Annotated in this window: 18 protein-coding genes and 3 pseudogenes; 10 read left to right on the plus strand and 11 right to left on the minus strand. The window is 71.6% G+C overall.

Features of this window, described 5'->3' with window-relative positions; translation table 11 throughout:
- The first annotated feature begins 198 nt into the window (after positions 1-198).
- Both ACZ3YO_RS17145 and ACZ3YO_RS17150 read left to right on the plus strand, forming a co-directional pair.
- Positions 199-2,844: an RICIN domain-containing protein gene (locus ACZ3YO_RS17145; RefSeq protein WP_465569840.1), complete on the plus strand. Its 2,646-nt coding sequence runs from the start codon at positions 199-201 to the stop codon at positions 2,842-2,844.
- A gap of 322 nt (positions 2,845-3,166) precedes the next feature.
- The gene (locus ACZ3YO_RS17150) at positions 3,167-5,581 is read left to right on the plus strand and encodes a non-reducing end alpha-L-arabinofuranosidase family hydrolase (protein ID WP_465569841.1); all 2,415 of its coding nucleotides are present in this window, start codon (positions 3,167-3,169) and stop codon (positions 5,579-5,581) included.
- 467 nt (positions 5,582-6,048) lie between these two features.
- Here ACZ3YO_RS17150 and ACZ3YO_RS17155 read toward each other — a convergent pair whose 3' ends face one another.
- Positions 6,049-6,210, minus strand: a complete 162-nt coding sequence (locus tag ACZ3YO_RS17155; RefSeq protein WP_465569843.1) for a hypothetical protein — start codon at positions 6,208-6,210, stop codon at positions 6,049-6,051.
- Positions 6,211-6,516: 306 nt separating this feature from the next.
- Between ACZ3YO_RS17155 and ACZ3YO_RS17160 the strand changes: the two genes are divergently transcribed.
- Entirely contained in the window at positions 6,517-7,710 is a 1,194-nt protein-coding gene (locus tag ACZ3YO_RS17160; protein ID WP_465569845.1) for a hypothetical protein, read from the plus strand.
- Between the two features lie 721 nt (positions 7,711-8,431).
- Here ACZ3YO_RS17160 and ACZ3YO_RS17165 read toward each other — a convergent pair.
- The 3 genes from ACZ3YO_RS17165 to ACZ3YO_RS17175 all read right to left on the minus strand — a co-directional run bounded on the left by ACZ3YO_RS17165 (position 8,432) and on the right by ACZ3YO_RS17175 (position 11,893).
- A complete protein-coding gene (locus ACZ3YO_RS17165; protein ID WP_465569847.1) occupies positions 8,432-9,067 on the minus strand; it encodes a dihydrofolate reductase family protein in 636 nt (211 codons plus the stop codon).
- 200 nt (positions 9,068-9,267) lie between these two features.
- On the minus strand, positions 9,268-10,629 hold the full coding sequence (locus tag ACZ3YO_RS17170; protein WP_465569848.1) for a hypothetical protein: 1,362 nt from the start codon (positions 10,627-10,629) through the stop codon (positions 9,268-9,270).
- Positions 10,630-11,347: 718 nt separating this feature from the next.
- Positions 11,348-11,893 carry an NUDIX hydrolase gene (locus ACZ3YO_RS17175; RefSeq protein ID WP_465569850.1) on the minus strand — a complete coding sequence of 182 codons (546 nt, stop codon included), beginning with the start codon at positions 11,891-11,893 and terminating at the stop codon, positions 11,348-11,350.
- 718 nt (positions 11,894-12,611) lie between these two features.
- Here ACZ3YO_RS17175 and ACZ3YO_RS17180 point away from each other — a divergent pair.
- Entirely contained in the window at positions 12,612-12,947 is a 336-nt protein-coding gene (locus ACZ3YO_RS17180; protein ID WP_465569852.1) for a hypothetical protein, read from the plus strand.
- Positions 12,948-13,583: 636 nt separating this feature from the next.
- Here the strand turns inward: ACZ3YO_RS17180 and ACZ3YO_RS17185 are convergent.
- Complete coding sequence (locus ACZ3YO_RS17185) at positions 13,584-14,084, minus strand: cupin domain-containing protein (protein ID WP_465569854.1); 501 nt, start codon at positions 14,082-14,084, stop codon at positions 13,584-13,586.
- Positions 14,085-14,850: 766 nt separating this feature from the next.
- Between ACZ3YO_RS17185 and ACZ3YO_RS17190 the strand changes: the two are divergent.
- Positions 14,851-15,324 (plus strand): annotated as a pseudogene (locus ACZ3YO_RS17190) (glycosyl hydrolase family 18 protein); the annotation flags it as partial.
- 58 nt (positions 15,325-15,382) lie between these two features.
- Here the strand turns inward: ACZ3YO_RS17190 and ACZ3YO_RS17195 are convergent.
- Positions 15,383-15,484, minus strand: a pseudogene (locus ACZ3YO_RS17195) (hypothetical protein); the annotation flags it as partial.
- Between ACZ3YO_RS17195 and ACZ3YO_RS17200 the strand changes: the two are divergent.
- Positions 15,441-15,611: a hypothetical protein gene (locus ACZ3YO_RS17200; protein WP_465569855.1), complete on the plus strand. Its 171-nt coding sequence runs from the start codon at positions 15,441-15,443 to the stop codon at positions 15,609-15,611. The pseudogene ACZ3YO_RS17195 and the gene ACZ3YO_RS17200 sit on opposite strands and share 44 nt — an antisense overlap.
- Before the next feature lie 1,634 nt (positions 15,612-17,245).
- Here the strand turns inward: ACZ3YO_RS17200 and ACZ3YO_RS17205 are convergent.
- Positions 17,246-17,614 (minus strand): helix-turn-helix domain-containing protein, encoded by a 369-nt coding sequence (locus ACZ3YO_RS17205; protein WP_465569856.1) that lies wholly within the window; start codon positions 17,612-17,614, stop codon positions 17,246-17,248.
- A gap of 489 nt (positions 17,615-18,103) precedes the next feature.
- Between ACZ3YO_RS17205 and ACZ3YO_RS17210 the strand changes: the two genes are divergently transcribed.
- Entirely contained in the window at positions 18,104-19,117 is a 1,014-nt protein-coding gene (locus tag ACZ3YO_RS17210) for an SDR family NAD(P)-dependent oxidoreductase (protein ID WP_465569858.1), read from the plus strand.
- A gap of 113 nt (positions 19,118-19,230) precedes the next feature.
- On the opposite strand, the pseudogene ACZ3YO_RS17215 reads toward ACZ3YO_RS17210, so the two are convergent.
- Positions 19,231-19,730, minus strand: a pseudogene (locus tag ACZ3YO_RS17215) (transposase); the annotation flags it as partial.
- A gap of 369 nt (positions 19,731-20,099) precedes the next feature.
- Between ACZ3YO_RS17215 and ACZ3YO_RS17220 the strand changes: the two are divergent.
- The gene (locus ACZ3YO_RS17220; protein WP_465569860.1) at positions 20,100-20,927 is read left to right on the plus strand and encodes an alpha/beta fold hydrolase; all 828 of its coding nucleotides are present in this window, start codon (positions 20,100-20,102) and stop codon (positions 20,925-20,927) included.
- 694 nt (positions 20,928-21,621) lie between these two features.
- A complete protein-coding gene (locus ACZ3YO_RS17225) occupies positions 21,622-21,780 on the plus strand; it encodes a hypothetical protein (RefSeq protein WP_465569862.1) in 159 nt (52 codons plus the stop codon).
- A gap of 535 nt (positions 21,781-22,315) precedes the next feature.
- On the opposite strand, the gene ACZ3YO_RS17230 is transcribed toward ACZ3YO_RS17225, so the two are convergent.
- From ACZ3YO_RS17230 to ACZ3YO_RS17240, 3 genes are all read right to left on the minus strand, one after another.
- Positions 22,316-22,630 (minus strand): hypothetical protein, encoded by a 315-nt coding sequence (locus tag ACZ3YO_RS17230; RefSeq protein WP_465569863.1) that lies wholly within the window; start codon positions 22,628-22,630, stop codon positions 22,316-22,318.
- 266 nt (positions 22,631-22,896) lie between these two features.
- The gene (locus tag ACZ3YO_RS17235) at positions 22,897-23,562 is read right to left on the minus strand and encodes an IS110 family transposase (RefSeq protein WP_465570131.1); all 666 of its coding nucleotides are present in this window, start codon (positions 23,560-23,562) and stop codon (positions 22,897-22,899) included.
- 157 nt (positions 23,563-23,719) lie between these two features.
- Positions 23,720-24,994 (minus strand): M23 family metallopeptidase, encoded by a 1,275-nt coding sequence (locus tag ACZ3YO_RS17240; protein WP_465569865.1) that lies wholly within the window; start codon positions 24,992-24,994, stop codon positions 23,720-23,722.
- A 1,330-nt stretch (positions 24,995-26,324) separates the two neighbouring features.
- Between ACZ3YO_RS17240 and ACZ3YO_RS17245 the strand changes: the two genes are divergently transcribed.
- Positions 26,325-26,645 (plus strand): hypothetical protein, encoded by a 321-nt coding sequence (locus ACZ3YO_RS17245; RefSeq protein WP_465569866.1) that lies wholly within the window; start codon positions 26,325-26,327, stop codon positions 26,643-26,645.
- Positions 26,646-26,679 lie beyond the last annotated feature (34 nt).

Consider the following 26,679-nt stretch of genomic DNA (forward strand, 5'->3'; position numbering starts at 1 on the left):
GCATCCGATGTGACCACTCAGCCGTGTTCTTGAGCCGCTTGTGAGGACGCCGGCCCTCACCACGAGGTGCCCTGAAGAAGTTTCCGGCTCACGGCAACCTTTTGCGGAGCCTGCGACCACAAGGAAGTAGATCCGGCCAGTACCGGTGTCCGGATCCGCCTTCCTCTCATGCACGGTTCGCAAGGAGAACGTCTACCCATGAGCAACCCCCCAAACGGCGGGCGCCGCGGGCGTCACCGCCGTCGCTTGAACGCCACCGCTCTGCTGGTCGGTGTGCCCCTCGTCGTCGGGTCGTACTACGTGTTCACACACGAGGAGTCCCAGGCTGCGACGGTCGACGGCGATGCCTACTACAGGCTGGTCTCCGTACGCAGCGGCCAGGTGTTGGACGTCAACGGCTTCTCCACCGCCGACGGCACCCGGATCCAGCAGTGGACCGACCAGAACACCGCCAACCAGCAGTGGCGACTGAGGCCCACCGGGGACGGCTACTACGAGCTGGTGAACCGCAACAGCGGCAAGGTGCTGGGCATAGCGGGCGGCTCGACCGCCCGGGCGGCTGCCGCCGAGCAGCAGACGGACAGCTCCTCCGCCTCCCAGCAGTGGCGGATCGACGGTGTGAGCGGTTCCGAGGCCGTCACCTTCACCTCCCGCAAGAGTGGTCAGGTCCTGGACGTCTCCGGATACTCCAACGACCGTGGCGCGCAGATCATCCAGTGGCCCGGCCAGGGCAGCAGCAACCAGCAGTGGAAGCTGGTGAAGACGGGCGGGAGCCTGGAGCCCGGGTCCGGCGGCGGGCAGACCGGGTCCGGATCGTACGCATGGAAGAACGCCCAGGTCGTGGGCGGCGGTTACGTCACCGGGCTGGTGTTCAACCAGAAGGAGAAGGGCCTGCTGTACGCGCGCACCGACATGGGAGGCGCCTACCGCTGGGACACCGGGGCCGAGCAGTGGATCCCGCTGACCGACTGGATCGGCGAGAAGGACTGGAACCTGCTGGGCATCGACTCGCTGGCCACCGATCCGGTCGACCCCGACCGGCTCTACCTCGCGGCGGGCACCTACACCAACGACTGGGCCGGGAACTCCGCGATCCTGCGCTCCACCGACCGGGGCCGCACCTTCCAGCGCACCGATCTGCCGTTCAAGCTGGGCGGCAACGAGGACGGCCGCGGGGCGGGCGAGCGGCTGGTGATCGACCCCGCGAACCACGACACCCTGCTCCTGGGCACCCGTAAGAACGGCCTGTGGCGCAGCACCGACCGCGGTGCGACCTGGAGCCAGGTCTCCTCGTTCCCCGTCAAGGACGGGGCGAGCAGCGGCGGCGGCATCTCCTTCGTGACGTACGGCCCGGCCGGCAGCAAGACGGTCTACGTCGGCGTCGGCGACAAGTCCACGTCCCTGTACCGCTCCACCGACGGCGGCAACTCCTGGCAGGCCGTCTCCGGGCAGCCCACCGGCCAGCTGCCGCAGCACGGCGTGATCTCCGGTGACGGCTCGCTGTACCTGACGTACACCGACGCCCTCGGGCCCAACGGCGTGACGGCGGGTTCGGTGTGGAAGTACACGCCGGCCGGCGGGGCGTGGAAGGACGTCTCCCCGTCCAAGGGCGGCTACGGGTTCTCCGGTCTGGCCGTCGACCCGCAGCACCCGTCCACGGTGATGGTCACCACCCTCGACCGCTGGTGGCCCGAGGACGAGCTCTACCGGACCACCGACGGCGGTACCACCTGGAATGCCCAGGCCGCGAAGTCGGTGCGGGACGCCTCCGGTGCTCCTTTCGTCGGTACCGGCATCGGGCACTGGATGACCGCGCTGGCCATCGACCCCTTCGACTCCGGGCACGTGCTGTACGGCACCGGCAACGGCATCTGGCGCAGCAAGGACGCCACCGCCACCGACGGCGGCGGCACCAGCCACTGGACCGCGGGAGCCCGCGGGCTGGAGGAGACCGCGCTCGCGGACGCGATCGCCCCGCCCGGCGGCGCCGCCCTCATCACCTCCATGGGCGACCAGGGCGGTTTCCGGTACGACGACCTGACCAAGGTGCCCGCCGGGCGGCTGAAGAACCCCCTGATGAGCACCAGCACCGACATCGACTTCGCCCAGTCCAACCCCTCGATCATGGCCCGGGTCGGCCGGGGCGGCGAACAGGACGGCGCCTACTCCACCGACGGCGGCCTCAACTGGATCGGCTTCAAGGCCAAGCCGGTGGGCAGCGCCCAGGCGGGCCACGTCGCGCTCGCGGCGGACGGCTCCACCATCGTCTGGACCGGGGCGGGCCAGGTCCCGTACCGCTCGACCGACAAGGGGACGAGCTGGTCGAAGGTCGGCGGCCTGGGCACCGACGCCGAGGTCGTCGCCGACCGCTCCTCCGCCAACACCTTCTACTCGCTGTCCGGCGGCACGCTGTTCGCCAGCACCGACGGCGGCGCGAGCTTCGCCGCCCGCGCCACCAACCTGCCCTCCGGCCGGCTCGCGGCCGTCCCCGGCACCGCGGGGGACCTGTGGATCTCCGGCGGCGGCAAGGGGCTGCTGCACTCCACCGACGGCGGCCGCACCTTCACCGCGCTCACCACGGTGCAGTCCGCCTCCGCGCTCGGCTTCGGCAAGGCCGCGCCCGGCGCCTCGTACCAGGCCCTGTACCTGATCGGCACCGTCAAGGACGTCACCGGAGTCTTCCGCTCGACCGACATGGGCGCCACCTGGCTCCGCATCAACGACGACGCCCACCAGTGGGGCGCCATCGGCAGCCTCGGCATCATCACCGGCGACCCCGACGTCTACGGTCGCGTCTACATCGGCACCAACGGACGCGGTCTCCAGTACGGCGACCCTTCCTGACCCCACCACCCCCGTGCGGGGCCGCAAGCTCAACTGCCTGCGGCCCCGCCGTGTCTGACGGAACGTCAAGGCTGACACCTACCGCGCCGACGCCGGGACCGCCGCGGGCGCCCTCGCGGTCCGGGGCGGCTTCGCCCCGACGGGATGAGGGCCGCGCCGATCTCCGGCTCGACAAAAAAAGTCCTCCCGATCACGGCAACCTTTGTGTGCGTGGCGGCAACTGACAGGTAACCGTGGCCAAGATCAAGGCCCACTGCGCCAGAGGGACAAGCTGTTGCCAGATCAGAACCGCTCTCATCGCCGCCGGCCGACAACCCGCCGCATGATCGCCGCCGCCGTGGTGCTCGCCGCCGTAGGTGCAGCCGTACCGCTGGTCGCCCAGGCCGCGTTCACGTCGAACGCCGGCACGCCGACCGTGCTCGCCGACGCAGCGGCCGTCAGCGGCCGCTACTTCGGCGCCGCAGTGCCCGCGGGCAGGCTCGGCGACTCGGCGTACTCCACCGTTCTCGACCGGGAATTCAAGATGGTCACCCCGGAGAACGAGATGAAGTGGGACGCCATCGAGCCCTCCCGCGGGTCGTTCAACTTCGGCCCCGCCGACGCGATCGTCAACCACGCCTCCGCGCACGGCCAGAAGATGCGCGGCCACACCCTGGTCTGGCACTCCCAACTGCCCGACTGGGTCAAGTCCATCAACGACGCCAACACCCTGCGCGGTGTGATGAACAACCACATCACCCAGGAGATGGCCCACTACAAGGGCAAGATCTACGCCTGGGACGTGGTCAACGAGGCGTTCGCCGACGGCGGCAGCGGCCAGCACCGCGACTCCGTGTTCCAGAAGGTGCTGGGCAACGGCTTCATCGAGGAGGCCTTCCGCACCGCCCGCAACGTCGACCCCTCGGCCAAGCTCTGCTACAACGACTACAACATCGAGAACTGGTCCGACGCCAAGACCCAGGGCGTCTTCAACATGGTCAAGGATTTCAAGTCCCGCGGCGTGCCCATCGACTGCGTCGGCTTCCAGAGCCACTTCGGCGCCGGCGGCCCCCCGGCCAGCTTCCAGACCACCCTGTCCAGCTTCGCCGCGCTCGGCGTGGACGTCCAGATCACCGAGCTCGACATCGCCCAGGCGTCCGCCACCGCCTACACCAACACCGTCCAGGACTGCCTCGCCGTCGCCCGCTGCACCGGCATCACCGTGTGGGGCATCCGCGACAGCGACTCCTGGCGCACCGGCGAGAACGCGCTGCTGTTCGACAACAACGGCAACAAGAAGCCCGCCTACAACGCCGTCCTCACCCCCCTGGCCGGCGCCGGCGGCGGCACCCCGGGTGGCGGCATCAACTCCGGCACCGTCTACACGCTCTCCGGCGTGGGCGCCGCCGGACGTGTCCTCGACGAGCCCGCCGGACAGAACGGCAACGGCACCCCGCTCCAGGTGTGGGACGCCAGCGGCGCCACCAACCAGCAGTGGCGGGCCACCAAGAACGGCGACGGCTCCTACACCCTCACCAACGTCGCCAGCGGCCGGGTCCTGGACGAGCCCGGCAACCAGACCGGCAACGGCACGAAGATGCAGGTCTGGGACTCCAACGGCGGCGCCAACCAGCACTGGAAGGCCGCCCGGAACAAGGACGGCTCCTACACCCTCACCAACGTCGCCAGCGGCCGAGCCCTGGAGACCCCCGGCAACCAGACCGCCAACGGCACCACCGTCCAGATCTGGGACTCCTGGGGCGCTGCCAACCAGCACTGGAACTTCAGGTCGTCCGGGTCGTCCACCCCGACGACGCCCGCGCCGACGGGCGGCGCGTGCACCCTTCCGTCGACCTACCGATGGAGCTCGACCGGTGCGCTGGCGCAGCCGGCGAACGGGTGGGCCGCGCTGAAGGACTTCACCACCACGACGTACAACGGCAAGCACCTGGTCTACGCGACGTACTCCGACGGAAACTGGGGCTCGATGGGCTTCAGCCCCTTCACGAACTGGTCGGACATGGCGACGGCCACCCAGACCAAGATGAACCAGGGCGCGGTGGCACCCCAGCTGTTCTACTTCGCGCCCAAGAACATCTGGGTACTGGCCTCACTGGGGTGGGGCACCAACTGGACCTTCACCTACCGCACGTCCAGCGACCCCACCAACCCCAACGGCTGGTCCGCGCCGCAGAACCTGTTCACCGCCGGCTTCCCCGCCGGCGAGGGCGGCGTCCCGATCGACCCGACCCTGATCGCCGACGGCCAGAACATGTACCTGTTCTTCGCCGGTGACAACGGCAAGATCTACCGGGCGAGCATGCCGATCGGAAACTTCCCGAGCAGCTTCGGCTCGTCGTACACGACGGTCATGAGCGACACGGAGAAGAACCTGTTCGAGGCGCCGCAGGTCTACAAGGTCCAGGGCCAGAACCAGTACCTCATGATCGTCGAGGCCCGGGGCGCGAACGAGCAGCGCTACTTCCGCTCGTTCACCGCCACCAGCCTCAACGGCTCCTGGACCCCCCAGGCCGCCACCGAGAGCAACCCCTTCGCGGGCAAGGCCAACAGTGGCGCCACCTGGACCAACGACATCAGCCACGGCGACCTGGTCCGCAACAACCCCGACCAGACCATGACCATCGACCCCTGCAACCTGCAGATGCTCTACCAGGGCAGGTCCCCCAGCGCGCCGGGGGACACCACCCCCTACGAGAAGCTGCCGTACCGGCCGGGCGTCCTCACCCTGCAGCGCTGACCCGCCCGATCAACGGTGATCGCGATCAGGTGCAGTCTGCCGGCACATGGACGAGCGGTCTACGGCGTGGGCAACTCCACCTGCTGACCGGCACTCACCGCCTGGAGGAACCCCAGCCGTGCGTCGGCTGGGGTTCCTCTCTTTCGTGGACCTTCATCGCGGCGTCGGCGGCGCGCCCGGCGGCGCGTCGGGCCGTCATCCTGCCCAGGACGCTCATGGGCGGGTGTCGCACCCGCCGGCGTCCTGACCGGAGTTGACGCAGATTGCGGGCCTGGTGCTCAGTTCGCCGGGTTGCTGGAGCGGCGGGTTTCCAGGTAGGCGGTCCAGTCGGTGGCGGCGTGGCGGCACCATTGCTGGGCGGAGATGACGTGGAGGCCGATCACGGGCGCGAGGATCGCGGGCGGCAGGTCCTGGGCGAGTTGGACCAGCGGTGGTGCGGCCCGGGCGGATGGGGATGTGGTGGGCGGTCAGGCGCCGGGACTGGGTGGAGGCGGGGACGTGCTGCCCGGGCGGATGCCGGGGAAGAGCCAGCGGGTGCCGGGGTTGCCGGAGGGCCAGGCGTCGACCGAGTGCTGGGTGACGTCGGAGAGCGCACCCTCCACCACGCCCCGGCAGTGAACACGCGGCACCTGAACATGCGAGCTCACCAGGCGCAAGGCCGAGTACGGTGTCGACCTGGTCGCGGGCCCGGGCCTTCACCGGGGTGGTGACCAGTTGGCCGACGGCCTGCTCGGGCAGTACCGCGTGCGGCAGTACGGCGGCCAGTGGGGCGCCGCGGAAGTACGCGGTGGTGCACCTGTAGGCCGCCGTCTCCTCTGCCTCACTCGATTGGGCCCCCGTCAGCTCTTGAACTCCCGTTCATCCGGGCGTTGCCCGCCACCGTGTGGGCCGGTCGATACTGCTTCCCGAAATCGGGCGACCCATCGGGAGACAGCATGTTCAGCAAGACCTACGCGGCCGCGGGCCTCGCCCTCGCGATGACCGTGGTGCCGGCCACCGCGGCGACGGCGGACGACGGCCGCGCCGCGCACGGTGCCCGCGCACCGTTCACGCTGGCCGTGTACGGCGACGCCCCGTACGGCACCTCGCCCACCGACACCTCCGAGTTCGAGGCGACCCCGGCGTTCATCGCCTCCGTCAACGCAGACCGGGACGTCAGCACCGTGATCCACGTGGGCGACATCCATTCCGGCAAGCAGTACTGCACCGAGGCGTACGACCGGTCGATCGCTGCGCTCTGGAAGACCTTCGCCGACCCGCTGGTCTACACGCCCGGCGACAACGAGTGGTCCGACTGCCACAAGGCCGCCGAGGGCGGCGGCAAGTACAACGCCGCCACGGGCCGGATCGACCCCGTCCTCGACCCGGCCACCGGCCAGCCCGTCGACTACGCCGCCGGCAACCCCGCGCAGAACCTGGACCTGGTCCGCCGGACGTTCTTCGCCCGGCCCGGCCACACCCTGGGCAGCGACACCCTGCGCGTCCTGTCGCAGGCCCAACTGCCGAACTGGAAGCACCCCGAGGACTCCGCGTACGTGGAGAACGTGCTGTGGGTCGAGAACGGCACCCTGTTCGTGACGGTCGACCTGCCCGGCGGCTCCAACAACGACGCCGACCCCTGGTACGGGGCGCCGACCGCCTCCCAGGAGCAACTCGACGAGGCCGCCCACCGCACCGCCGCCGACCTGCGCTGGCTGGACACCGCCTTCATCCTCGCGCGGGCCGGCGGCGTCTCCAGCGTGGTGGTCACCGCCCAGGCCGACATGTGGGACCTGGACGGCAAGCCGGCCTCGCACGTGGCGAACTACGAGCCGTTCGTCGCCAACCTGGCTTCGCACACCACCGCCTTCGGCAAGCCGGTCCTGCTGCTGATGGGCGACTCGCACGTCTACCGCTCGGACAACCCGCTCACCCAGGGTTCGGCCTGCACCGGCGACGAGGGCGTCTGCTCCTACGACGCCTGGAACAGCCACCCGAGCTACCAGGTGCCGAACTTCCACCGCATCGTCGTCCACGGCAGCACCGTCCCGCTGGAGTGGCTGAAGCTGACCGTGACGCCGGGCGCCCACAACCCGACCACCTCCACCTCCTTCGGCCCGTTCACCTGGACCCGGATCACCGAGGGCTGACCGCACACCCGCGCGCGCGAGTGGGCCCGGCCCGGTGCCGGCCGTTGTCTGGGGGTGGGGAATGCCTGCCAGGGGTCGGGGAGGTCGGCGTCCGGATCGTCACCTTCGGTGGGCAGGCCGGTGCGGGCCCGCAGCGCGGGGCGGGTGCCGGGCACCGCCGAGCGTCGCCATGGTCTGGTCCGGCACCGAGGGGTCCGGCAAGCCGGTCGCGGCCGGGCTCGCGGCCCTCGCGTGGGGTGTGATCGCCGCTCTCGCGCTGACCGGCTCGACCCCGGTCCGGATGCGTCGTGTGTCACCCCTGCCCCGGCTCTCTCGCTGCACGCCACCGTCAAGGTGTCCGACGCCGTGGGCCGCCGACAGGTAGCGACGGCGTCGGCCTGCCCGCAGCACGGGAGGGACCACGTGGCCGCTCGGCCTCCCGAGTAGGGAACGAGGCGCGGGCCGGCCAGGACGCATCCTGGGGGCCGTCGATACGGCGAAGGGCGGCACCGGAGGGGCCGGTGCCGCCCTTGGGCGCTTTCGGGTGCGGACCGCCCTGCACCACGCCGCGCCCGCACCGAGCGGCCGCCCGACCCGACACCGCCACCGGCAGCCCGCTGCCGCTCCCGGCGATGACCGGACCGTCCCACCAGTGGCGCTGAAGGCGTTCACCTGATGGTCGCCCCAGGACGTACGCCGATTCCTTGATGACCGGCCCGCCCCCGGTCGAGCCCCGCTGGTCTCAGTCCTCGCTCCCTGCATCGCGGCGGGGGGCGCTCATGTCCCCGGTGGCGGGGGTGCCGTCGGCGAGGCCGTAGCGCAGGAAGACGGCGCCCCGTGGGCCGGCGACGGGGGGTGCGAGCAGTGTGACGTTGGTGGGGACCGCGCCGCCGTCGAACACCTTCTTCCCGGTGCCGAGGACGATCGGGTGGACCCAGAGGTCCAGGCGGTCGAACAGCTTCTCGCGCAGGAGGGTCTGCACCAGGTCCAGGCTGCCGACGACCTTCACGTGTTCGTGCCGCTCGCGCATTTCGCGCACCGCACCGGGCAGGTCCGGCCCGAGCTGGGTGGACCCCGCCCACGGGAGGTCGGGCTTGCCGCGGGAGGCGACGTACTTCGGGATGCTGTTGAAGAGCGCGGCGAACGGGTTGTCCTCGGCCTGCGGCCAGTAGGCGGCGAAGATGTCGTACGTCCGCCGGCCGAGCAGGAGGGCGTCCGCGCCCTCGTACGCGGCGTCGACCTGCGCCCCGGCGACGTCGTCCATCAGGGGGACCTGCCAGCCGCCGAAGGGGAAGCCCACCGGGTCCTCGTCGGGACCGCCGGGCGCCTGCCCGACGAGGTCGAGGGTCGTGAACAGCTCGATGTAGATGAGGCCCATGGCGTGCTCCCAATGAGTCGGTTGTCCTGTCGGGAAGTAAGACGGGCCGGGACGGGCAAACTCATCGCTCCGCCGCCGCCCGGCTGCTCACCTTGATGGTCCCCCCGGAGGCGTGCCGATGCCTTGGCCGCGCCCCGGGCCGATACCTTGGCGGCCAGGTCACACCGAGACAGCGCACCAGGGCACTCCATGAGGTCGGCCTACTCGTGGGGGAAGGCATTCCGGCGGCCGGTGACCTGGCCCCATCCGTCAGCGAGGATCGCGCGGCGGGTGTCGACGGCCGCTGCCAGCAGGCGCTCGTCCAGCATCGTCTCGGCATCCCGGGTGGCGTCGTTGACGGGGATCCGGGTCCGCCGGTCGATCAGCGCCGTCACGGCGGGCAGGGCCGGCCGTGCCTGGTGGCCGATCCGGGCGAGGGCCTCCAGGTAGTACTCGCCCACCGTGTAGTCGCCCAGGTGCGGTGTCAGGAGTTCGAGCAGCCGCGGCAGCGCGGTGGGGCCCGCGTGCCGCAGCCAGAGCGGAGCGCACCGGGCCTGCATCCGGCCCGGCCGCCGAAAGACCAGGTTGTAGAGCTGGGCGGCCTGCCGGAATGCCAGCGGTCCCGCGTCCAGCAGGGCGCCGAAGATCTCGGGGGCGTCCGTCAGCCGGGCGATTCCGATCGGCCTGGCAGCGAGCAGCGCCGCGGCGGTCGGCCCGTCGTACGACCGGCGCGGTCCGGCGGCGAACCGGCGGGCCCTGCGGTAGGGCCGGAACGGGACGGTGGCCGCGAGAGCGCCGTGTGTGCGCATGGCGGCCTCCGAGATGGACGCCGTGACGAGGGCCTTCGCCAGGGCCGGGGTGAGCTCCCGCCGGCCGTGCCGTACGAGGAGGGGTAGGAGTCCGACGGGTGCCGCCCGCCAGTCGTGGCAGGCGCTGCGGGCGAGGTCGGCACCGGTGTCCCGGGTGGCCGGGTCGGCGAGGAGGCGGGCCACCAGCGCGTACGTGTGCCGCTCACGCCCCAGGCGTCCGAGCACCCACCCCCAGCGACGTCCGACGCCTTCGAGGTGTCGTGCCGCCTCCCGGGCGTCGGCGAGCAGCACCGTGTCCAGGGCGGGCCAGTCAGCGGGAGGGGCGGTCCGCAGAGTCTCCAGGTGGCCGAGGAAGCGTACGGACGGCAGCGGATCGGCCCTCAGATGCACGGCGGAGGCACCGAATGCGTCGGCGAGTGCTGTCCTTACCGCCGGGTCGGTTGCCTCGTCGAGCGCCGTGAGCACCGGACCACGCCCGGCGGCGGACACCAGAAGCCGGGCGGCCCGGCGGCGCACCTGGTCGTCGGGGTCGGCGAGCCGGGCCAGCGCCACTTCGGCGGCCTCGGGCCAGCGGACCCCGTCCCAGGCGAGGGTCTGGAGGAGGTCCACGGCCTCACGGCGTACGAAGAAGTTCGAGGAGTCGGCGAGTTGGAGGAGCCGCGTCGCCACGGGGCCGGACCGGTCGCCGCGCACCGCGGCGAGGACCGCGACACGGGAGGGGTGGGCGGGCGCCGCCGTGGCACCGGAGGCCACGGCCTCGTCGAGCCACTTCACCGGACGGGGCGGTGGCCGCCCTTCCGTACGGGGGATTCGTTCATGGTGCCGATGATGCCACGTGTGGGACCGGTCGATCCACGGAACTTCCTGCGGGGTCGCGGTGCGGGGGCCGGGGGTCGGGGGTCGGGGGTGCGGGTGGTCCACCAGCTGTTCTTGCAAGTGCGGGATGCCCGTCAGAATGCGACTGGCGGTGGGGTGGTGCAGGGTCAGGGCGCCGGTGCACCCGGTGCAAGGCGACCGGTTCGGAGACGGGGCCCCCGGCACCGGCTGAGCCCGGCCCGCCCAGGTCAGGCAGCAAGGGCGGGCCGGGGCGGCTGCGGGCCCGGCCACGCCGTTCCCCCTCCACCACCCGGCCGGCCCCACCGTGTACGGGACGGAACGTTCGCGTGTGCGTCGGTGACTTCCTGTACTCCAACTCGTACTCCTGCGAGGGCTACTGGTAGGCCTGTGGGCCCGTAAAAGCCTCCACGGCACCCCCTCCTTGCGGAGGGGGTGCCTGACAGTGTCCAGACCGAGTGACGGCCCCCGGGATTGCGCATCCGAGAGCATGCTCGACGCGGGGCGCTTCGGACCGTCGGGCGGGCAGGGGGGACGAGGGTGCTGGTGCATCAGTCGGCGGGGCGGGTGGTGTCGGCGGCGCTCCGTTCGGTCACGGGTGTCCTCCTGGGGGCGGGTGAGCGTGAGGCTGCCGGCCCGCCCACCGGCTCCCGAGGGGTTACAGGAGCCGGAGGTGGTCCAGGGCGAGGTAGGCCGCGGCGGTGTCGGTCATCTCGCCCGTGCGGAGCACGCGGGTGCGGAACTCGTCCAGGGTGAGGGTGGCGACGTGGATGAACTCGGTTCGCTCCGGCTGCGGTTCGGCGGCCTTGGTGCAGTCCGTGGCGACGAAGGCGAAGCGGCGGGTGTCGCCGTAGGCGTCGTGCCAGTACGGCCCGACCACCTGGACTTCGCCCCGGTAGCCGGTCTCCTCCAGCAGTTCCCGGGCGACGGCATCGGCCGCTTGTTCCCCGGGTTCGATGAAGCCGCCGGGCAGTTCGAACAGCACACGGCCTGGGCCCGGCCGGTACTGGCGGGCGAGGATGACGCGCTGGTCGGGGGTGAGGGCGAGCACCGCGCCGGCCGGGCGCTCGCTCTTCAGGTAGAACTCCTCCCTCCTGCCGTCGGGCAGTTCGAAGTCGACGCGGTCGACGGATCGGCCGAACCTGCTGAAGACGGTGGTGCGTTCGATCTCGCGCCACGACGTGGGGGTGGTGTCGGTCGTCATGGCCAGGACTGTACGGCTCCGGCCCGGTGTGGGTTGCCGGTGCGCTGCCGGTACCCGGCGGCGGGTTGGGCATGTCCAGGAGACCACCGGAGCGGGTGATGGCGGCAGTGCGGATCGGTGGGCCGTCCGCGCCGTAGCCGATACGCCGAATCCTCTCCCTGAAGCGACAGTTGGGGGTGGGGTGTCATGGTGAACGCGCTGTTCGGACGCGCGCGGCTCTCCCGGGACCTGACACAGCGCCAGGGGCGCCGAGCGGGATGGTCGAGGAGGTGACCGAGCGGGAATCGTCATTTGACGCCGGCCACGTCTCGCGCAGAGAACGTGGCCTCATCATCTGGCCGCACAAGGCACTACAGGCAAGCCATCTGCCGTGTCCCGGGAGCCGGGGACAGCGGCCGAGCCGGGCCTGGTCGCCAAGCAGGCCGGTGGGCCGCCGAGGCAGCCACCACGCAAGACCGGGCACGGGCGATGGCCACCGCCCGCCTGGCCACCGTGCTCTACCGCCAGGGCGACCACGCCGAAGCCGACCACTGCGCCGCGCAGGCCGGAGCGCCAGCGACCACCGTCGCCTCCGCCCGCCTCGCCTGCGCCCTCACCGACATGTGCCACGCCGCTGTACGGTGGCCGCCCCAGGAGCCGGATCAACCGGCAGGCCCTCCTGCCGGCGGTTTTTCGGTGAGTGCCCGGCAGGGGACCTGGGGCTGGGGATACTGCGGGCATGGTGTTCTATGTGCTCGCCGCCCTCTTGTTCGTTCTGTTCGGGGTGGACATGCTGATCGGCCTCGTCACCCGGGACAGGGGTGAGGGGTCGCGCTGGGAGAGGTGGCAGATCTTCGGCTACGGACCGCTGTTCGTGACCATCTGTCTGGCGCTGGCCCTGGATGTCTTCCTCGAACCTGACTGGTCGTGGGCCGCCCGACGTCCTGTCCTCCTCGGGCTTCCGGTGGTGGCCGTTGTGTTCGGGGTCGGCTGGTTCGTCACCTTCCGGCGCCGCCTGCGGCGCCTCCTCCGCGCGAGGAGAGCCGCCCGCGAGTCCGCGGAGCTGCGGACCTGATGACCGCGGGTGGCGGGCCGGGGTGCGGTCGCGTGCGAGCGGCTGCGCGGATTTCTGGTGCGGACAAGCTACCTGCTGACGGAGGCGGGCCGGGCGCTGCGGCCGCTGTCGGTGGAGGTGTACCGGACGGGGGTCGCGATCGGAACGGTGCCTATCCGGTGTGCCTCGGTTCGGCATGTTCGGGCAGTTCCCTGTGCTGCCGCCGCGGCTCCCGCTCGCCGGGTCAGCGACCTCCCGCACGGCGAAACTTCTCGCCCGACGCCCGACATTGCGCAGCAGCCCTCATACGCGGCGTTGACCGGAACCGATCACGAGCGTGCCGGCTCGGTCAGAGGCCCGGTGCCCCTGCTCCCAGGTGTGAGGTGCGGTGCTTCCCGGTCCGCCCCGGCCGCGCCTGGCCGCCGGGCCCGGGTCGGTGGCCGCCTGCTGGTCCCGGCTGGCCGGGAGCGGTGCGGTCGGGTGGCAGGCCGAGCGCCTCGTGCAGGGCCGGCAGGTGCTCGCGGGCGGCGCGGGTGTGCCGGGCGGCCTGGGTGAGCTGCCCGCCGTCGATCGCTCCCAGCCGCTCCGGTCGCTCCTTGTCGGCTGGCGGTGGGGAGTGGCGGCCGCCGGGCTGGTGCTTGAGTTGGTTCCGGCAGGTCAGTTGCCGGCCGCCGCCTCCAGGGTGGCGCGCCACAGCGGGCTGTCGACGTAGTGGTTGTCGTACTGCTCGGAGGAGTCCTTGATCTCCTGCGGGCTCGCCTCGCCGCGCATCACCCGGCCGAGCAGGCGCAGGTAGTCGAAGCGGGGCATGCCGGGGGTGAAGGTGAACAGCACGTCGGCCTCGGAGCCGGGTGCGGCGGCGAAGGCGTGCGGGGTGTGCGGGGGGACGAGCAGGAAGTCGCCCTCGTGCAGCGTCTTCAGCTCGTCGTCCACCAGCACCTGGAGGGCGCCGCCGATGACGAAGAACAGCTCCGAGGCGCGGGTGTGGAAGTGGGCGGGGGCGCCGACCGCGCCCTTGGCGAAGGTGGAGCGGTAGGTGGTGATCGGGCTGCCGTCGGTGCCGCAGTCGGCGAGCAGGGTCATGACGCTGCTCGGGTCGCTGGTGGTCTCGGCCTCGGCGGCGCGGGTCAGGACGGGCTTCAGCGGGCTGGTGGTCATGGTGGCACTCCCCGTATCGGGTGGTCCCGGCTGTCTGCCGCGACCTCGTGATGATCACTCTAGTTCGGCAGTCGACCACCAGAATGGTGCATTCCTATACCGAAACGGTGGGTCAATTGACATCCGGGGCCGGCCGCGACCGCCCGCGCCGAGCAGGCCTCGCCCGCCCGGTTCGAGCCCGGCAGCACCGCAGTGCGCCGCGACGTCCACGCGGGCCGGGTCTGGACCGCGATTGCCGCAGCGCTTCCTCGCCGACACCGGCGACACCCTTCAGCTCGCCCACTGGCCCGGCATCACCTCGCTCGCCCCGACCACCTGTCGGTTCCAGGTCATCCGGGACGCCGTCTACCGGGCGCTCGCGACGCGCACGCCGGACGGCCGCCCCTCGGTGTACAACGCCCAGGACAGCGTGCTGCCGACCGACTGGGCCTGTCCCGAGTTTGTGCGGAACATCATCACCGGGGGTTGGCTCACCAACAACTGGGCCAACCTGAGCGAGGTCCTCCTGACCTGGTTCCGGACCGACCCGCGCGGCGATCTCGGGACCACGGTCGATGGAGGCAGGATCCGGGACACGTTGGCGGGTGTCCCCTTCACGATGGCCAAGGTCCTGACCCTCCTCGCGGTCGCGCGCGTCGACGCGGTGGCCCTGCCCGGCAACGGCTGTCGGCGGCGGCCCCTCCAACTGGAGTCCGGAACGGCCGACACCGGTTCGGACGTGTGCACCGCCCGGCCGAAGGCCATCGACGCCGCGGTGTCGGTCGAGGAGAACCCGGCCACCGGCCTGACCTGGGAGGGCGACCGGAACGCGATGGACCCGGCCCTGCCGTACCGGGGGCACTTCAACCTCCTGAACACCTACAAGAAGCAGCACCCGGCGGTGAAGACGCTGATCTCGGTCGGCGGTTGGGCGGACACGCGGGAGTTCTACGCGATGGCCGCCAACCCGGACGGCTCGGTGAACCAGTCGGGGATCGACACGTTCGCCGATTCCGCGACGGCCTTCCTCGACCGGTACGGGTTCAACGGCGTGGACATCGACTACGAGTACCCCACCGCCCTGCCCAGCACGGGCAACCCCAACGACTGGGACGTCTCCGACCCACGCCGCAAGGGCCTCCAGCAGGGCTACAACGCGCTGATGAAGACCCTGCGGCAGAAGCTGGACCAGGCGGGCGCGGACAAGGGCCGCTACTACCTGCTGAGTTCGGCCGGGTCCGCCTCCGGCTACCTGGTGCGCGCACATTCTCTTCCAGTAGCCCGGGGTAGTTCCGGTGGGTGGATTTGTACAGGTCGGCGCTGATACGGACGGCGCCGCCGCGCAGATCGAGCACAGTGTGCAGGAGATCTGCGAACGTGGTCCTGCCGCCACCGGGCGGGCCCGCCACGAGGATCACCACCGGGTTCTTCTGGGCAGCGGCTCCGCTGGTCCAGGTCGGCGACCAGGCCTTCCAGGACGTGATGCTGCACGGCACTCCCGAGCAGGCTGCCTTCACCGTCCGCCGCGCCTGCCTGCAGAACCTGTGACGCGCGGGAAGCGCTGCCGGGCGGCGTCGGGGGCCGGTGTCCGGTGGTGTGGGGTAACGAGTAGGGCACGGGGTCGAGTGAAAGCGGTGAGAAGCTCCGGTCGGTGAGTGGTCGTTGCCTAGGCTGCCGGGTGTGAATCCGTCTTCCTTATCCGATTCCCGTGACGCTTCGTCTGTGGCCCTTGCGCCGCGTCCGCTGGGGGTGGTGACGCCGGAGCAGTTTGTCGGGGTGATGCGTGAGCTTCGCCAGTGGTCGGGCCTGAGCTTTCGCCAGCTTGAACGGCGGGCCGGGCAGGCCGGTGAGGTGCTACCCCGTGCCACGCTGGCGGGGGCCCTGGGCCGTGCCGACCTTCCGCGCGAGGAGCTTGTGGCCGCGTTCGTCAAGGCCTGCGGGGGCGATGCGGACGATGTCGTGGTCTGGGTCACGGCCCGCAAGGCCGTTGCCGTCCAGTCGGCCCGGACGTCCCAACCGGTGCCGCCGGAGGCATCGGAGCCGGTGAAGTCGCCGGAGCCGCCGGAACCGGTGAAGCCGGAGTCGGTAGAGCCGGCTTCGGCGGGTCCGGCGGAGACGGCCGTTCTGACGCCGTCCCAGCCCGCGGTCCGGTCCGGTGTGAGCGGGGATACGGCGGCGAGTGCCGCCACCGGGTCGGAGCCGGGCGGGACCAAGGGCGGGCAGGAGAAACCGTCGGCGGCGGGCGCGGACGAGTGGGCAGTCGGCGTGCCGGGCGATGCCGCGCGGTCGGCCGCTGCGGCTGAACCGTTCGGGGCGGCGGCGTCGCGACCGGGGCGGGGTGTGCCGCGTGTGGTGTTGCGGACGGCTGCGCCTGCGCGGCGCACGGTGGTGGCGGTCACGCTCGCGGTGGCGGTGGTGGTGGTGACTGCTGTCGTGCTCGGCATCGAGGGCCTGGCCGACGGGGGAGGACCAGGGGCCGCGGAGCCGTCCACGGCCCCCACGGTGACCGGCCCGGTGACGGCGGCGAGTCCGTCTGTGGGGGAGGGGGCCGGCCCTGCGCCGGGGCCGGAATCGGCGACCCCGACGGGGGATGCCGGGGCTGCTGTTCCTGTGGCAACCACGAGCCCGACTGCGCGTCGGACCGCAAGCACAGCAGGCACCGCAGGTGTTCCGGGGGCTGCGGGAAGCGGGTCGACGGGCAGATCCGCGCCGGCCACCTCCGCGGTTCCACCACCGGCGCCGGTAAGGACGTCGCCGCCGCCGTCGGCGGTCGCGCCACCGCCCCTGCCGACCGCGACATCGCCGGCGACGGTGCCGCGGTCCACGTCGGGTGGCTGGCCGACCCAGTTCTCCACCGGCGGGGCGTCGCCGTCCGGCCCCGCGTCGGAGGACCCGTGCTGGGACAGCGCGCCGGGCTGCAACGACGGTGTGCACCACGGGTGAGAGCGGGCCCTGGGTGGGGCCGCGGGTGCACGGCCGCCCCGGTCGGTCGGCTCGGTCCCGTGGACCGGCGATCGACCAGGGCCTTTGCCGGTAGGGCCTGTGGGTCCTTGCCGGTGATCGTGCCGCTGGCGTCGGCTGGTCAGCGAAGACGGTCCAGGCAGGCGTCCAGGCGTGGACCCACCGCTGGTGCGGGTCGGTCCGTGCCCCTGGGAGACACGGACCGACCTGTGCGATACGGATCAGACCTTGACCGTCTTGTGGCCGAAGGTCCGGAACTTGCTGGCGGCGCCGCTGCCGACGCGGAAGGGCTTGGCGCTGTCCTTGGGGATGCAGGAGTCCCACATGCCGGAGACCAGCCACTCGCCGGGGGTGTAGTACACGTCGTAGCTGTGGTGCGGCGCGCTGGAGCGGTCGCGAAGGCCGTCGATGCCTTCCTTCTGGTAGCGCCGCTGCCACTTGTAGAAGCAGTTGCGGCTGATTCCGTAGTACCGGCAGGTCAGCGAGACGTTTCCGGTGACTTCCTCGGCGTGTCTCAGGACCGCCAGGCGCCGCTGGGCCTGGCGGTCCTGCTGCTGTAGCGGCGAAGGGGCATGGCAGATCTCCGCCATGGTCGGAGACCCATGTGTGACAAACGTCCGGCCGTTTTGTCACCGGCTCGCCCGGGTCGGACCCGGGCTTTCGCCCCTGTAGCGCCGGCGGGGCTCAGCCACGCGAGGTGAGTCGCTGCAAAAGCGAACGGGGGGCGAGGGCCTGTTGAATGCTGAAGTGGCAGATACCTGCTGACCACCAGGATCATCTTACGTAGAGATCATTTGCCATGGAGGCAGGCGCGGGGCGGCAGTGTCCCGCGCCAAGTGATCTTGACCATTTGTCAAATGATCTTGACGGCCGGTGGGTTCTGTCACTTGTTCTTGATCGGCGGGGGAAGCTGCAGCCGTTGCCGCGCCGGGCCCGCGCTGTCGGTCGGCTGTCAGCGGGGACAGGGACCTGCCGGTGGGATGTGAGTGGCCCCCGGGACCGTAGGGACTGTGCGTGGCCGGCTGTGAATGTCCGGGCCCGCTCTCCTTGAGACCACTCCGAGCTTCCGGGAGCCCGCCATGTCCTCCGTACCCCAGGCCCCGCGATGGGACGTTCGCCGACTGCCTCATGCGCGGGGAAAGAGCTTTCTGGTCACCGGCGGCAACGCGGGCATCGGGTATTTCGTCGCCGAGCAGCTGGCCGGCACCGGGGCCACGGTCGTTCTCGGCAGCCGAGACAGGGCGAAGGCCGACGACGCGATCGCTTCCATCAGCTCGCGCGTCCCCGGCGCCAAGGTGGAGCACATGCCCCTGGACCTAGCCGACCTCGCGTCGCTCAAGGCATCCGTGGACGCGCTCGGGCTGGACCGCCTCGACGCGGTCGTTCACAACGCCGGGGTGGCGCTCGACCATCCACCGCGCCGCGAAACCGCGGACGGCCACGAGCTGATGTTCGCGACCAACCACCTGGGGCACTTCGCGCTGACCCACCACCTGGCCCCCCTGCTCATGGCTACCCCGGCGAGCCGGATCGTCACCACCGGAAGCTTCGCTGCCAAGTCCGAACGCCTCAACCTCGACGATCTCCAGAGCACGCACGACTACCAGCCCAAACGCGCCTATGCGCGCTCCAAGCTGGCCCAGATGCTCTTCGCTCTCGAACTCGACCGCCGCCTGCGTGCCGCCGGCAGCACAACGCTGAGCGTGCTCGTTCATCCCGGCGGCGCGCTCGACTCCCTCACCCCTTCGCGCCCGCCATTCCACGTCCGAACCGCCGGCGAGCGGCTGAGCCGCCTACCGCTCGGCCTTGTCGTCCAGGGCAAGGACGCTGCCGCATGGCCCGCAGTCCGGGCCGTCCTCGACCCGAGCGTCCGCGGCGGTCAGATGTTGAGCCCCCGAGCGTTCGGACTGCGTGGTACACCCAGGACCGAACCCCTTTGGAACCACCTCACCGACACCACGACGGCGGCACGTCTCTGGGCGGCCAGCTGCGACATGACCGGCAACGACCCGACGGTCACCGCACCGACAAGGTTCGGCGAGACCGAAGGCCCGGCGACCGAGCGCGGCGAAGCAGACGCCCCGGCCGGATGAGATCGGGCCTGCGGGCAAGATCGTTCGGCAAAGCGGGGATGCGAGGCGGCAGCGCAGAGCCGTGGGCCACCCGATCCCCGGTGCTCCGGTGCTGGCAGCGCGGCGGGGCGGCCGACCCGGCGGCTGCGGCCGGATTCGCGCGTGACCGGGGTGCTTCCCGCGTAGGCCTTCAGGTCGCGGGCGGTGTCGAACCGGGTGCGGTCGTCGCCGATCTTCGCCGGGATTCGGGCACCGGTGAGTACGGCGAGGCCGGGGGGCCGGTGATGATCTCTGCATCGGGGTGTTGCAGGAAGAGCTCCTCGGTGGCCTGGGCCAGGTCGTCGCAGGCCCGGCAGGGCGCGTCCAGCTGGGCGAGAAGCGCAACGGTCTGGCGTCCCATCGCCGCTTCCACCAACGTCGGTTGGCGGAGCCTGGTTCGGCGGAACACCTCCAGGAGCCGGTCGGTCTCGGCGAACGCCTCGAGAATCGCCGGGTAGTACTCGCGCAGGTGGGAGCGGAGCCGGTTGTGGGCGCGGGTGCGGTCCCAGACCGCGCCCTGCTGGGCCCGGGCGAGGACCGCGATCGCTCTGACCAGGTCGGAGTCGTCGGGCAGCGGCCGGTGCAGGCCGGCGTCGATCGGCGTCGATAGGCCGGCTCCTGCGCGATCGCCTCCTGGAGGAGGCCCATGTCGCGGCGGGCCTCGATTCTCCTCGCGCACGATCGCGGCCAGGACGTTGACGGGGTGTAGGTAGAGCGCGTGTCGGTGGCTTGGGGCGGCGTGTCGATCCGAGTGTTCCCGCGCCGCGTCATGGTGGGTGGTCTCCTCGCCGGATCCCCGGCCGAGCGGGCGGCGGAGTTCCCCGGGGGTCTTGTTCCGGTGGAGGTTGCTGGTCTGCGCCGACCTCACCCACCCGGCGCGGTTCGTGGACTCCGCCCACGTGCTCCCGCCCCGTCCTGGTCGCTTGACCGGGCGGGCCCTGGACGGCCGACCTACCGTGGAGACATGGCCGAACCGAGGGGCCACGGATGGTCGTGGCTGAGCTGGGACCGGAGCCAGTCCGGTCCGGACGACGCCGAGCACCGTGTGCTGCTGCTGCCCGGCGGACTGTGCACCGCGGATGAGTACCGCGAGCTGCTGGCCGAACCGGCGCTCGCCGCCGTCCGTCTGACCGCCGTCACCCTCCCGGGCCACGGCGGCACTGCCCCGCCCAGGGACTTCGATCTGGAGAACTACGCGCGGCTCGCCGCCGAGTGCGCGGCCGGCTTGGGCGCCGATCTCGTGGTGGGGCACAGCATGGGCGCCAACGTGGCGATCGAGATGGTCGCCACGGGCCGTTTCCGGGGGCCGGTGGTCCTGCTCGCGCCCAGTTTCTCGCGGCAGGACGAGTCCCGGTTCCTGCGCACCCTGGACCGGCTCACGTCGGTGCTGGGCCATCTGCCGTACGTCGCGATGTTGAAGCTCCTCGACGGCGCGGGCAAAGACAGTCCGCTGCCCCCGCAGCGCCGCGCCGAACTGATCGCGGATCTGCGCCGCAACGATCCCCGGGTGATGCGCCGCGTCATGCGTGGCTACCTGGAGTACCTGGACCGCTACGGGGCCCTCGCGCCCCGGCTGCGGGCCGCACAGGGCCCGGCCTGGGTAGTGCACGGCGAGAGCGGCGACGGCGGCATCACCGACGACGAACGCCGGATACTGCTGTCCCGCCCGGGGATCCGGGTCATCACCCTCCCCGGCGAGAGCTTCTTCACCCCGGCCGAGGTGCCGGCCCTGGTCGCCTCGTACATCACCGAGGCCCTGACCGCGGCCCGCGCCCCGGCCCCGGACGCCTGACCGCCGTCACCCGCGGTCGGGAGCCCGGGGCGTCGGCGCTGCGGTCCTCGGTGGCGGCCGGGGCCGCGGCCGGGCGCTTGAACATCCGGGGCGCGGTGATCTCGCCGTGGACGGCCGGGCCGTCCGGGGCGGCGGTGGGAAGGCCCGGGCCCTGCTGCTGCGCCCTCCGGCGGATCACCGTGCCCATCCAGGCGATCGCGGTCCGCATAGTCGACCGCGGCCAGCGGCCCCAGCCAGTCCCGCCCCACCCGCTCCCACCGCTGTGCCTACCGCACCACCCCGGCCGGCACCCCGGCCCGCCGCGCCGCGTACGACCGGTACCCGAAGGACCGGGAGAAGAAGACCCCGCCGGGCCCACTGGGAGCTGATGCGGAGCCTGGCCTGTGCCGACTGCGGCGGGGTCCCGAAGGAGGAGGGTGCCTAGGAGTAAGGGCTTCACGGACAGTGAATCCGCCGCCCCCAAGGCCGCTGTTACCCCTGCTACCAGAAGCACGAGGAACGGCAGGACAAGGACGCCGCCAAGGCCCTCAAGCGCCTGGAGAAGGCCCGGGAGGCCAACGCCGCGCTGCGCCCGCGCTGAGCCCGCGCTGAGCCCGCGCTGGACCTGCCGGGGCTCCATCGGCGGGAAGGCGGGCTCACCGCTGGAACCCGACGAGAAGACCGGCCCCGCGACCGGTTGGAGTGCCCTCAGTGCGTGAGCGACCGGGAGGTGGAGGGACTGGGCCCGCTGGTGCTGCCCGCCCCGACCAAGCGGGAGCCGGTGGCCGCGTTGGTGTCCGCTCCGGACGATCCGTGGTGGGAGCTGCGGCTGCTCCACGGCAAGCTCTGCCCCGCCTGGAAGCGCCCAGTGTGATCTGCTTCCAACTCAGGGCGCCTGTATAGGGTTCCTGGGCCGGGGTGTGTGGGGGGCTGGGTTGGCCACTGGCCGCATTCGTCGAAGGCGGCCTGGAGGCCGCCGGCCGGGGATCGGAGGTCGCGTGCTTAATCAGGGCGCTGACATCTGGGGCACAGCTCGTGTCGGCCCTCGGGTGTGATCACGGTGCCCCAGCTGCGGCATTCCTCGCAGCCGCGGGCACGGTCGATGTTGGCGCGGACGGTAGGAGCGTGGGGGTGGGCTCCATGAGTCATGGGTGATTTTCCTCTGTAGAGCATTATCACTTTCGCCCAGTCTGCCACGGTTCGTATAGATATGCGGCATGGGTAGCTGGAGCTCGTGATCTGCTCGGGCGGCAAGACACAGGTCCACGGCAAGCGCAAGGTGCGCCCGGATGCGGTGCTCCAGGCGCCGGAGATCGGGGCGCCGGTGTCGATGATGGCGCCGGCCGCGACGATGAGGGCGGCGGCCAGGCCGCCAAGGAACTCGGGCAGGCGGCGTACAGCAGGGTCGCTCACCTGGCCACCATCGCGGCGGCACGCTGGGTGTGCCGGGCACGCAGGCGCTTGAGCTTGCGGCGCACCCGCTCGCCGAACTCCGCAGACTGGCCCGCATCGATGGCGGCCTGAGCCCATGTCTCCCCACCGGTCGCCCAGGACCAGACGGTCGCGTCCTCGTCCGGGACCAGGACGGCCAGGAGCCGGCTGTCGGCCAGCTCGGCCCACAGCGCCCCCTGCCCGAGTTGCGGAAGCGTGCCGTTCCCGCGTACCGCTCCGCCGATCCGAAGCCCGTGATCCGGCAGATGGCCCGCGACCTGGGCGCGCACCACGAGGCCTGCGCAACTGGATCCGCCAGGACGAGGCGGACCGGGGCGAGCGCGACGACCGGCTGACCACCGTCGAGAAGGAGGAGCTGGCCGCTCTGCGGAAGGAGAACGCCGAGCTGCGGCGCTCGTGCGAGATCCTCAAGGCCGCCTCGGCTTTTTAAGCATCCAGGAGCTCGACCCGACCCGGCGACGGTACTGAAACTCATCGACGAGCATCAGGACCGCTTCGGGGCCGAGACCGTCCTCCGGGAACTGCATCGAGGCCGAGGTCACCGGTCGACACGTGGCCGAGCTGGAGCTGGGGGAATGGTGGGCGGAGCTTCTCGTTGCCGTACAGGGCGCGTGTGCTGACGGTGCTGCGCTTCGGGCTCAGGCACCCCCTCCGGCGCGGTGATGATCAGGGTCTTCATCTGCCGTGACACGTCGGCGCGTTGGCGTACCGCGCTGCGGCGCGCGACACGCAGAATCCGCAGGGCCTCCACCCGGCCGTCGCGACGCTTGGGTATGCCGGTGCGGCGCTGGGCCAGGGCCGCGCGGTCCGCCGCCTCGGCGTCGACCGGGTCGGACTTGCCCTGCCACCGGCGGGCCCTGCGGTCCGGCCGGTCGATCTCGACCACCGGCTCGTCCTGTTCGCGGAGGTGGCGGGCGAGAACGGCCCCGTAGGCTCCGGTGCCCTCGACCCCGACCAGCACCAGGGGGCCGAACGAGCGGAGCCACGTCGGGAGCTCGCGGTAGCCGGCCGCGGTGGCCCGAACTGCTCGGCGCCCAGCGGCCGGCCGGCCGAGTCGACGGCCGCCGCGGTGTGGGTGTCCTCGTGGGTGTCGACGCCGCCGGTGATCTCGCGGGTTTGCTGTGCGATGGTGGACATCGCCGCCCTCTCCATGGAACCGGTCAGGGCGGCAGCCACCGGTCCGGCGGGCGGACAGGACAGTGATGGGGCCTCTGGCGAGGCTCTTATGAAGTCACGCAAGCCGGGCCGGTGGCTGCACACGAACGCCTCCCGGGCAGTGCCGACAGGTCCGGTTGAGGACCCAGGGGCAGTCAGAAGGTGGGTCGGACCCCGCCGGAAGACGTTCGTGAACATCCTCACTGTCAGAAGTCGATCACCTCGCGGTCCAGCGGGTACTCCGACCGGTGCACGCCGTCGTACGGCGAGGGTTGGATCGGCAGGACGCCGGTCGGTTGCCGGCCGAGATTGTCGTCCCAGAGCCGGGGCGCGACGTGTCCGGCGACCCGGAACTCCCGGAAGGTGAAGGGAGGGCTGTCGGTCGGGAAGAACTCGGCCGTCGTCAGCACCTGGAAGTGCAGGTGAGGGGTGGTGGAATTGCCGCTGTTGCCGATCAGCCCGAGCGTCTGGCCGGGTTCGACGCAGTCCCCCTCCCGAAGGTTCAGCGAACCGGGATGCAAGTGGCCGTAGAGGAGGTACCGGCCGGGTGCGACCTCCAGCGTGATGTGGTTGCCCACGGTGTCCGCGATCGGTGGGACGGGGGGTGACACGGGCGGCGGGTTGTCCGGGAGACCGTCCTGGACCTCCACCACCCGGCCGCCGGCCGATGCCACGACCGGCTGGCGGTAGCTCAGGTAGCTGGTGAGCTGCGTGGGGTCGCCCTCCCAGGTCTGTCCCTGCCCTCCGACCCGGTACCAGTCGATCGCGAAGCGCTGCGGCACGTAGAAGCGGCCGTTGATCGGCGCGAAACCGCGCCGGTGGTGGGTGTTGCCGCAGCACGACTCGCTGGCGTACCAGGTGCCCGGGAGGACCGGCGGGCGCAGGTCGAGCGGAGATGTGCGGGCGGTCGGGGTGGACTGCACCGTCTCCTCGAACGGCGACACGCCCGATGCGGTCAGGACAGCACCCACCAGGTGGTGTTCGAGCACGTCGGGCACGGGCTGCCCGTGGTCGAGGGCCAGATCGATCCAGATGATCCACTGCTGGGAACCCTGGATGACGGTCTCTGCCGGTGGCGGTGGCGGCGGCGTGTACGCGTCCGCCCCCGGCAGGGGGTCGCCCACCGGGTTGGCGGCGCCGCCCAGTGCCTGTCCGCTCAGCGAGCCGATGACCTGCTGGGTGTTCGCGTCCTGGACGTCCACCCGGTCGAGTCGCACCTGAGCGCTGCTGGGCAGAGCACTGGTGGTGAGCAGCTCGTACGAGAGGTGCACCTTGCCGTCAGTGGCATCGAACGGCGCGGGCTCGGTCAGCACCGCTGCGGTGAGCGGGGTGAACTGTGTGCCGGGCGGCAGTGCGGTCAGTGCGGCTCCGTGCCCGGGCACGATCGCGGTTGCCGCCACGATCGCTCCGAGCACGCCGCCGGCGAGCCCGCGGAGCAGTGCCCGGTGGCCGGTGGACTGGGGGGAGTTTGGGTGTGCCATGTGGCCCCCGTCGTTTGTCGAAGCCGGCAGCTCCGGGGGAGGAGCGCCGGTACGCCCCGGGGCGGAGACGCAGGCTCATACAACGTGCTGGCGGCCCGATCATGACGGATGTTCCCCGCGGGCCCACGCCGAATTGCACCCGTCCGGGCTCACCGCCACCGGTCGAGCCCCCCTGTCGGGCGGTCAACGTGGACGCGCTGGCCGTCACCGGGCGGCTGGTGATCATCGGGCTGCAGGGCGGGGTGCAGGGCGAGCTCAATAGCGGGGTGGTGACCTTCAGGATCAGCAGCAGGGCGACGGCTGCGCTCAGGCGACATCCGCGCCTGGGCAGCCGACTGGAACGACAACCCCCCGCCCGTGCGTCTGGACCAAGACCGCCGGTCAGATCCTCGAATCCCTCGCCGGCTACTGCCGGCGGGATCAAGGACGCAGGACAGCCCTTCGATTCTTCGGTGCCCGTGCGCCGGTCAGTCGGTCAGCCGGCCGTCGTCAGGAGCCAGCTGACCAGGCCGGCGGTGGTCCAGTTGGTGCCCGCCGTGCCGGCCGTTCCCGGCGCCGGCAGGTGCCGGGTGTTCGCGTTTCTCCCTCGAAGTTGATCATCTTCTACTCCGGACGCCCGGTCCCGGGCAGGCGGTTCCGGGCGGCCCGTCGCTGCATACGCCGACCGGGAGGGCGCCCCGGCCGGTGCATCGGCACGGCGGATCCCCTCCGGTGGCACGTGCGCCCCTGGTGCAGGCCCGGTCGCCGTACCGTGGCCCCGCCCGGGCACCGGAGGCAGGCCGGCCGGATCCCGGACTGCCCGCTGGCGTTGGCCATCCGTCACTTCGATGCCGCCTCCGGCCCCGGCGAGTGGTAAGCACGCCGCCGCCCGGAAGGGCTGGGGCCAGGCCGCCCGGACGATCGCTCACACCGACCCCGCCGGGTACTTCACGGCCCGACGCGGGGAAAACGACCTCGGTAGCGGCCCGCGCCGGTGGCCGCTCGCGGGAACCCGTCCGTCGTCCGTCGCCCGCCGCCCGTCGTCCCGGAACCGCGCCGCTGACCGCGGACACCGAGACGCCTGCCGCGACCAAGTGGCAACTCCAGGACGGGCGGTGGAGGGCGTCATCGCCCTGCCGCACGCGGCGGTGCCGACGGCCGCGGTCCCGCAAGTCGGCTCCGGCCGGTGTGCCCGGCGGCTCCTGGCACGGGTGTCGTGGTGGCCGGGCGGTGTAGGCCTTGCCTCCTTGTCGCAGGCGGAGACGGTCGGTACGCGGTGGTGGAGCCGTCAGGCTCGGCGCTACGGTAACGAGCTCGAAGGAAGCCTGGACGATGTGAGGAATGCCCTGAAGTGACGTACAGCCGCGAGAGCATCGACCTCCCGGAGGACAGGGGGTGCCTGCGCTGGGTGCTGGGCGTGCCGCTGGTGCTGATCCATGCGTTGAACGCGATCGTCGTGTTCTCGGCTGTCCGGTTCGGCCCGGCGGGCGACTGGGACGATCAGGGCTACGCCGGCCTCACCGTGGCTTGCGGGTGCGCGATCGCACTGAGCTTGTCGGGCCTGGCCGTCACGGCGATCCCGTCGGTGCGGCGCGCGATGGGCCCCTGGTGGTTCGCACCGCCGGCGATCCTCGGCGTGATCGCCTTCCTTCGGGCCTGGACCCTGTCCTAGGGTGCGCGCCGAGGCGTGAACACTCGTCGGGTTC

Source organism: Kitasatospora sp. NPDC022785, from assembly GCF_055561295.1.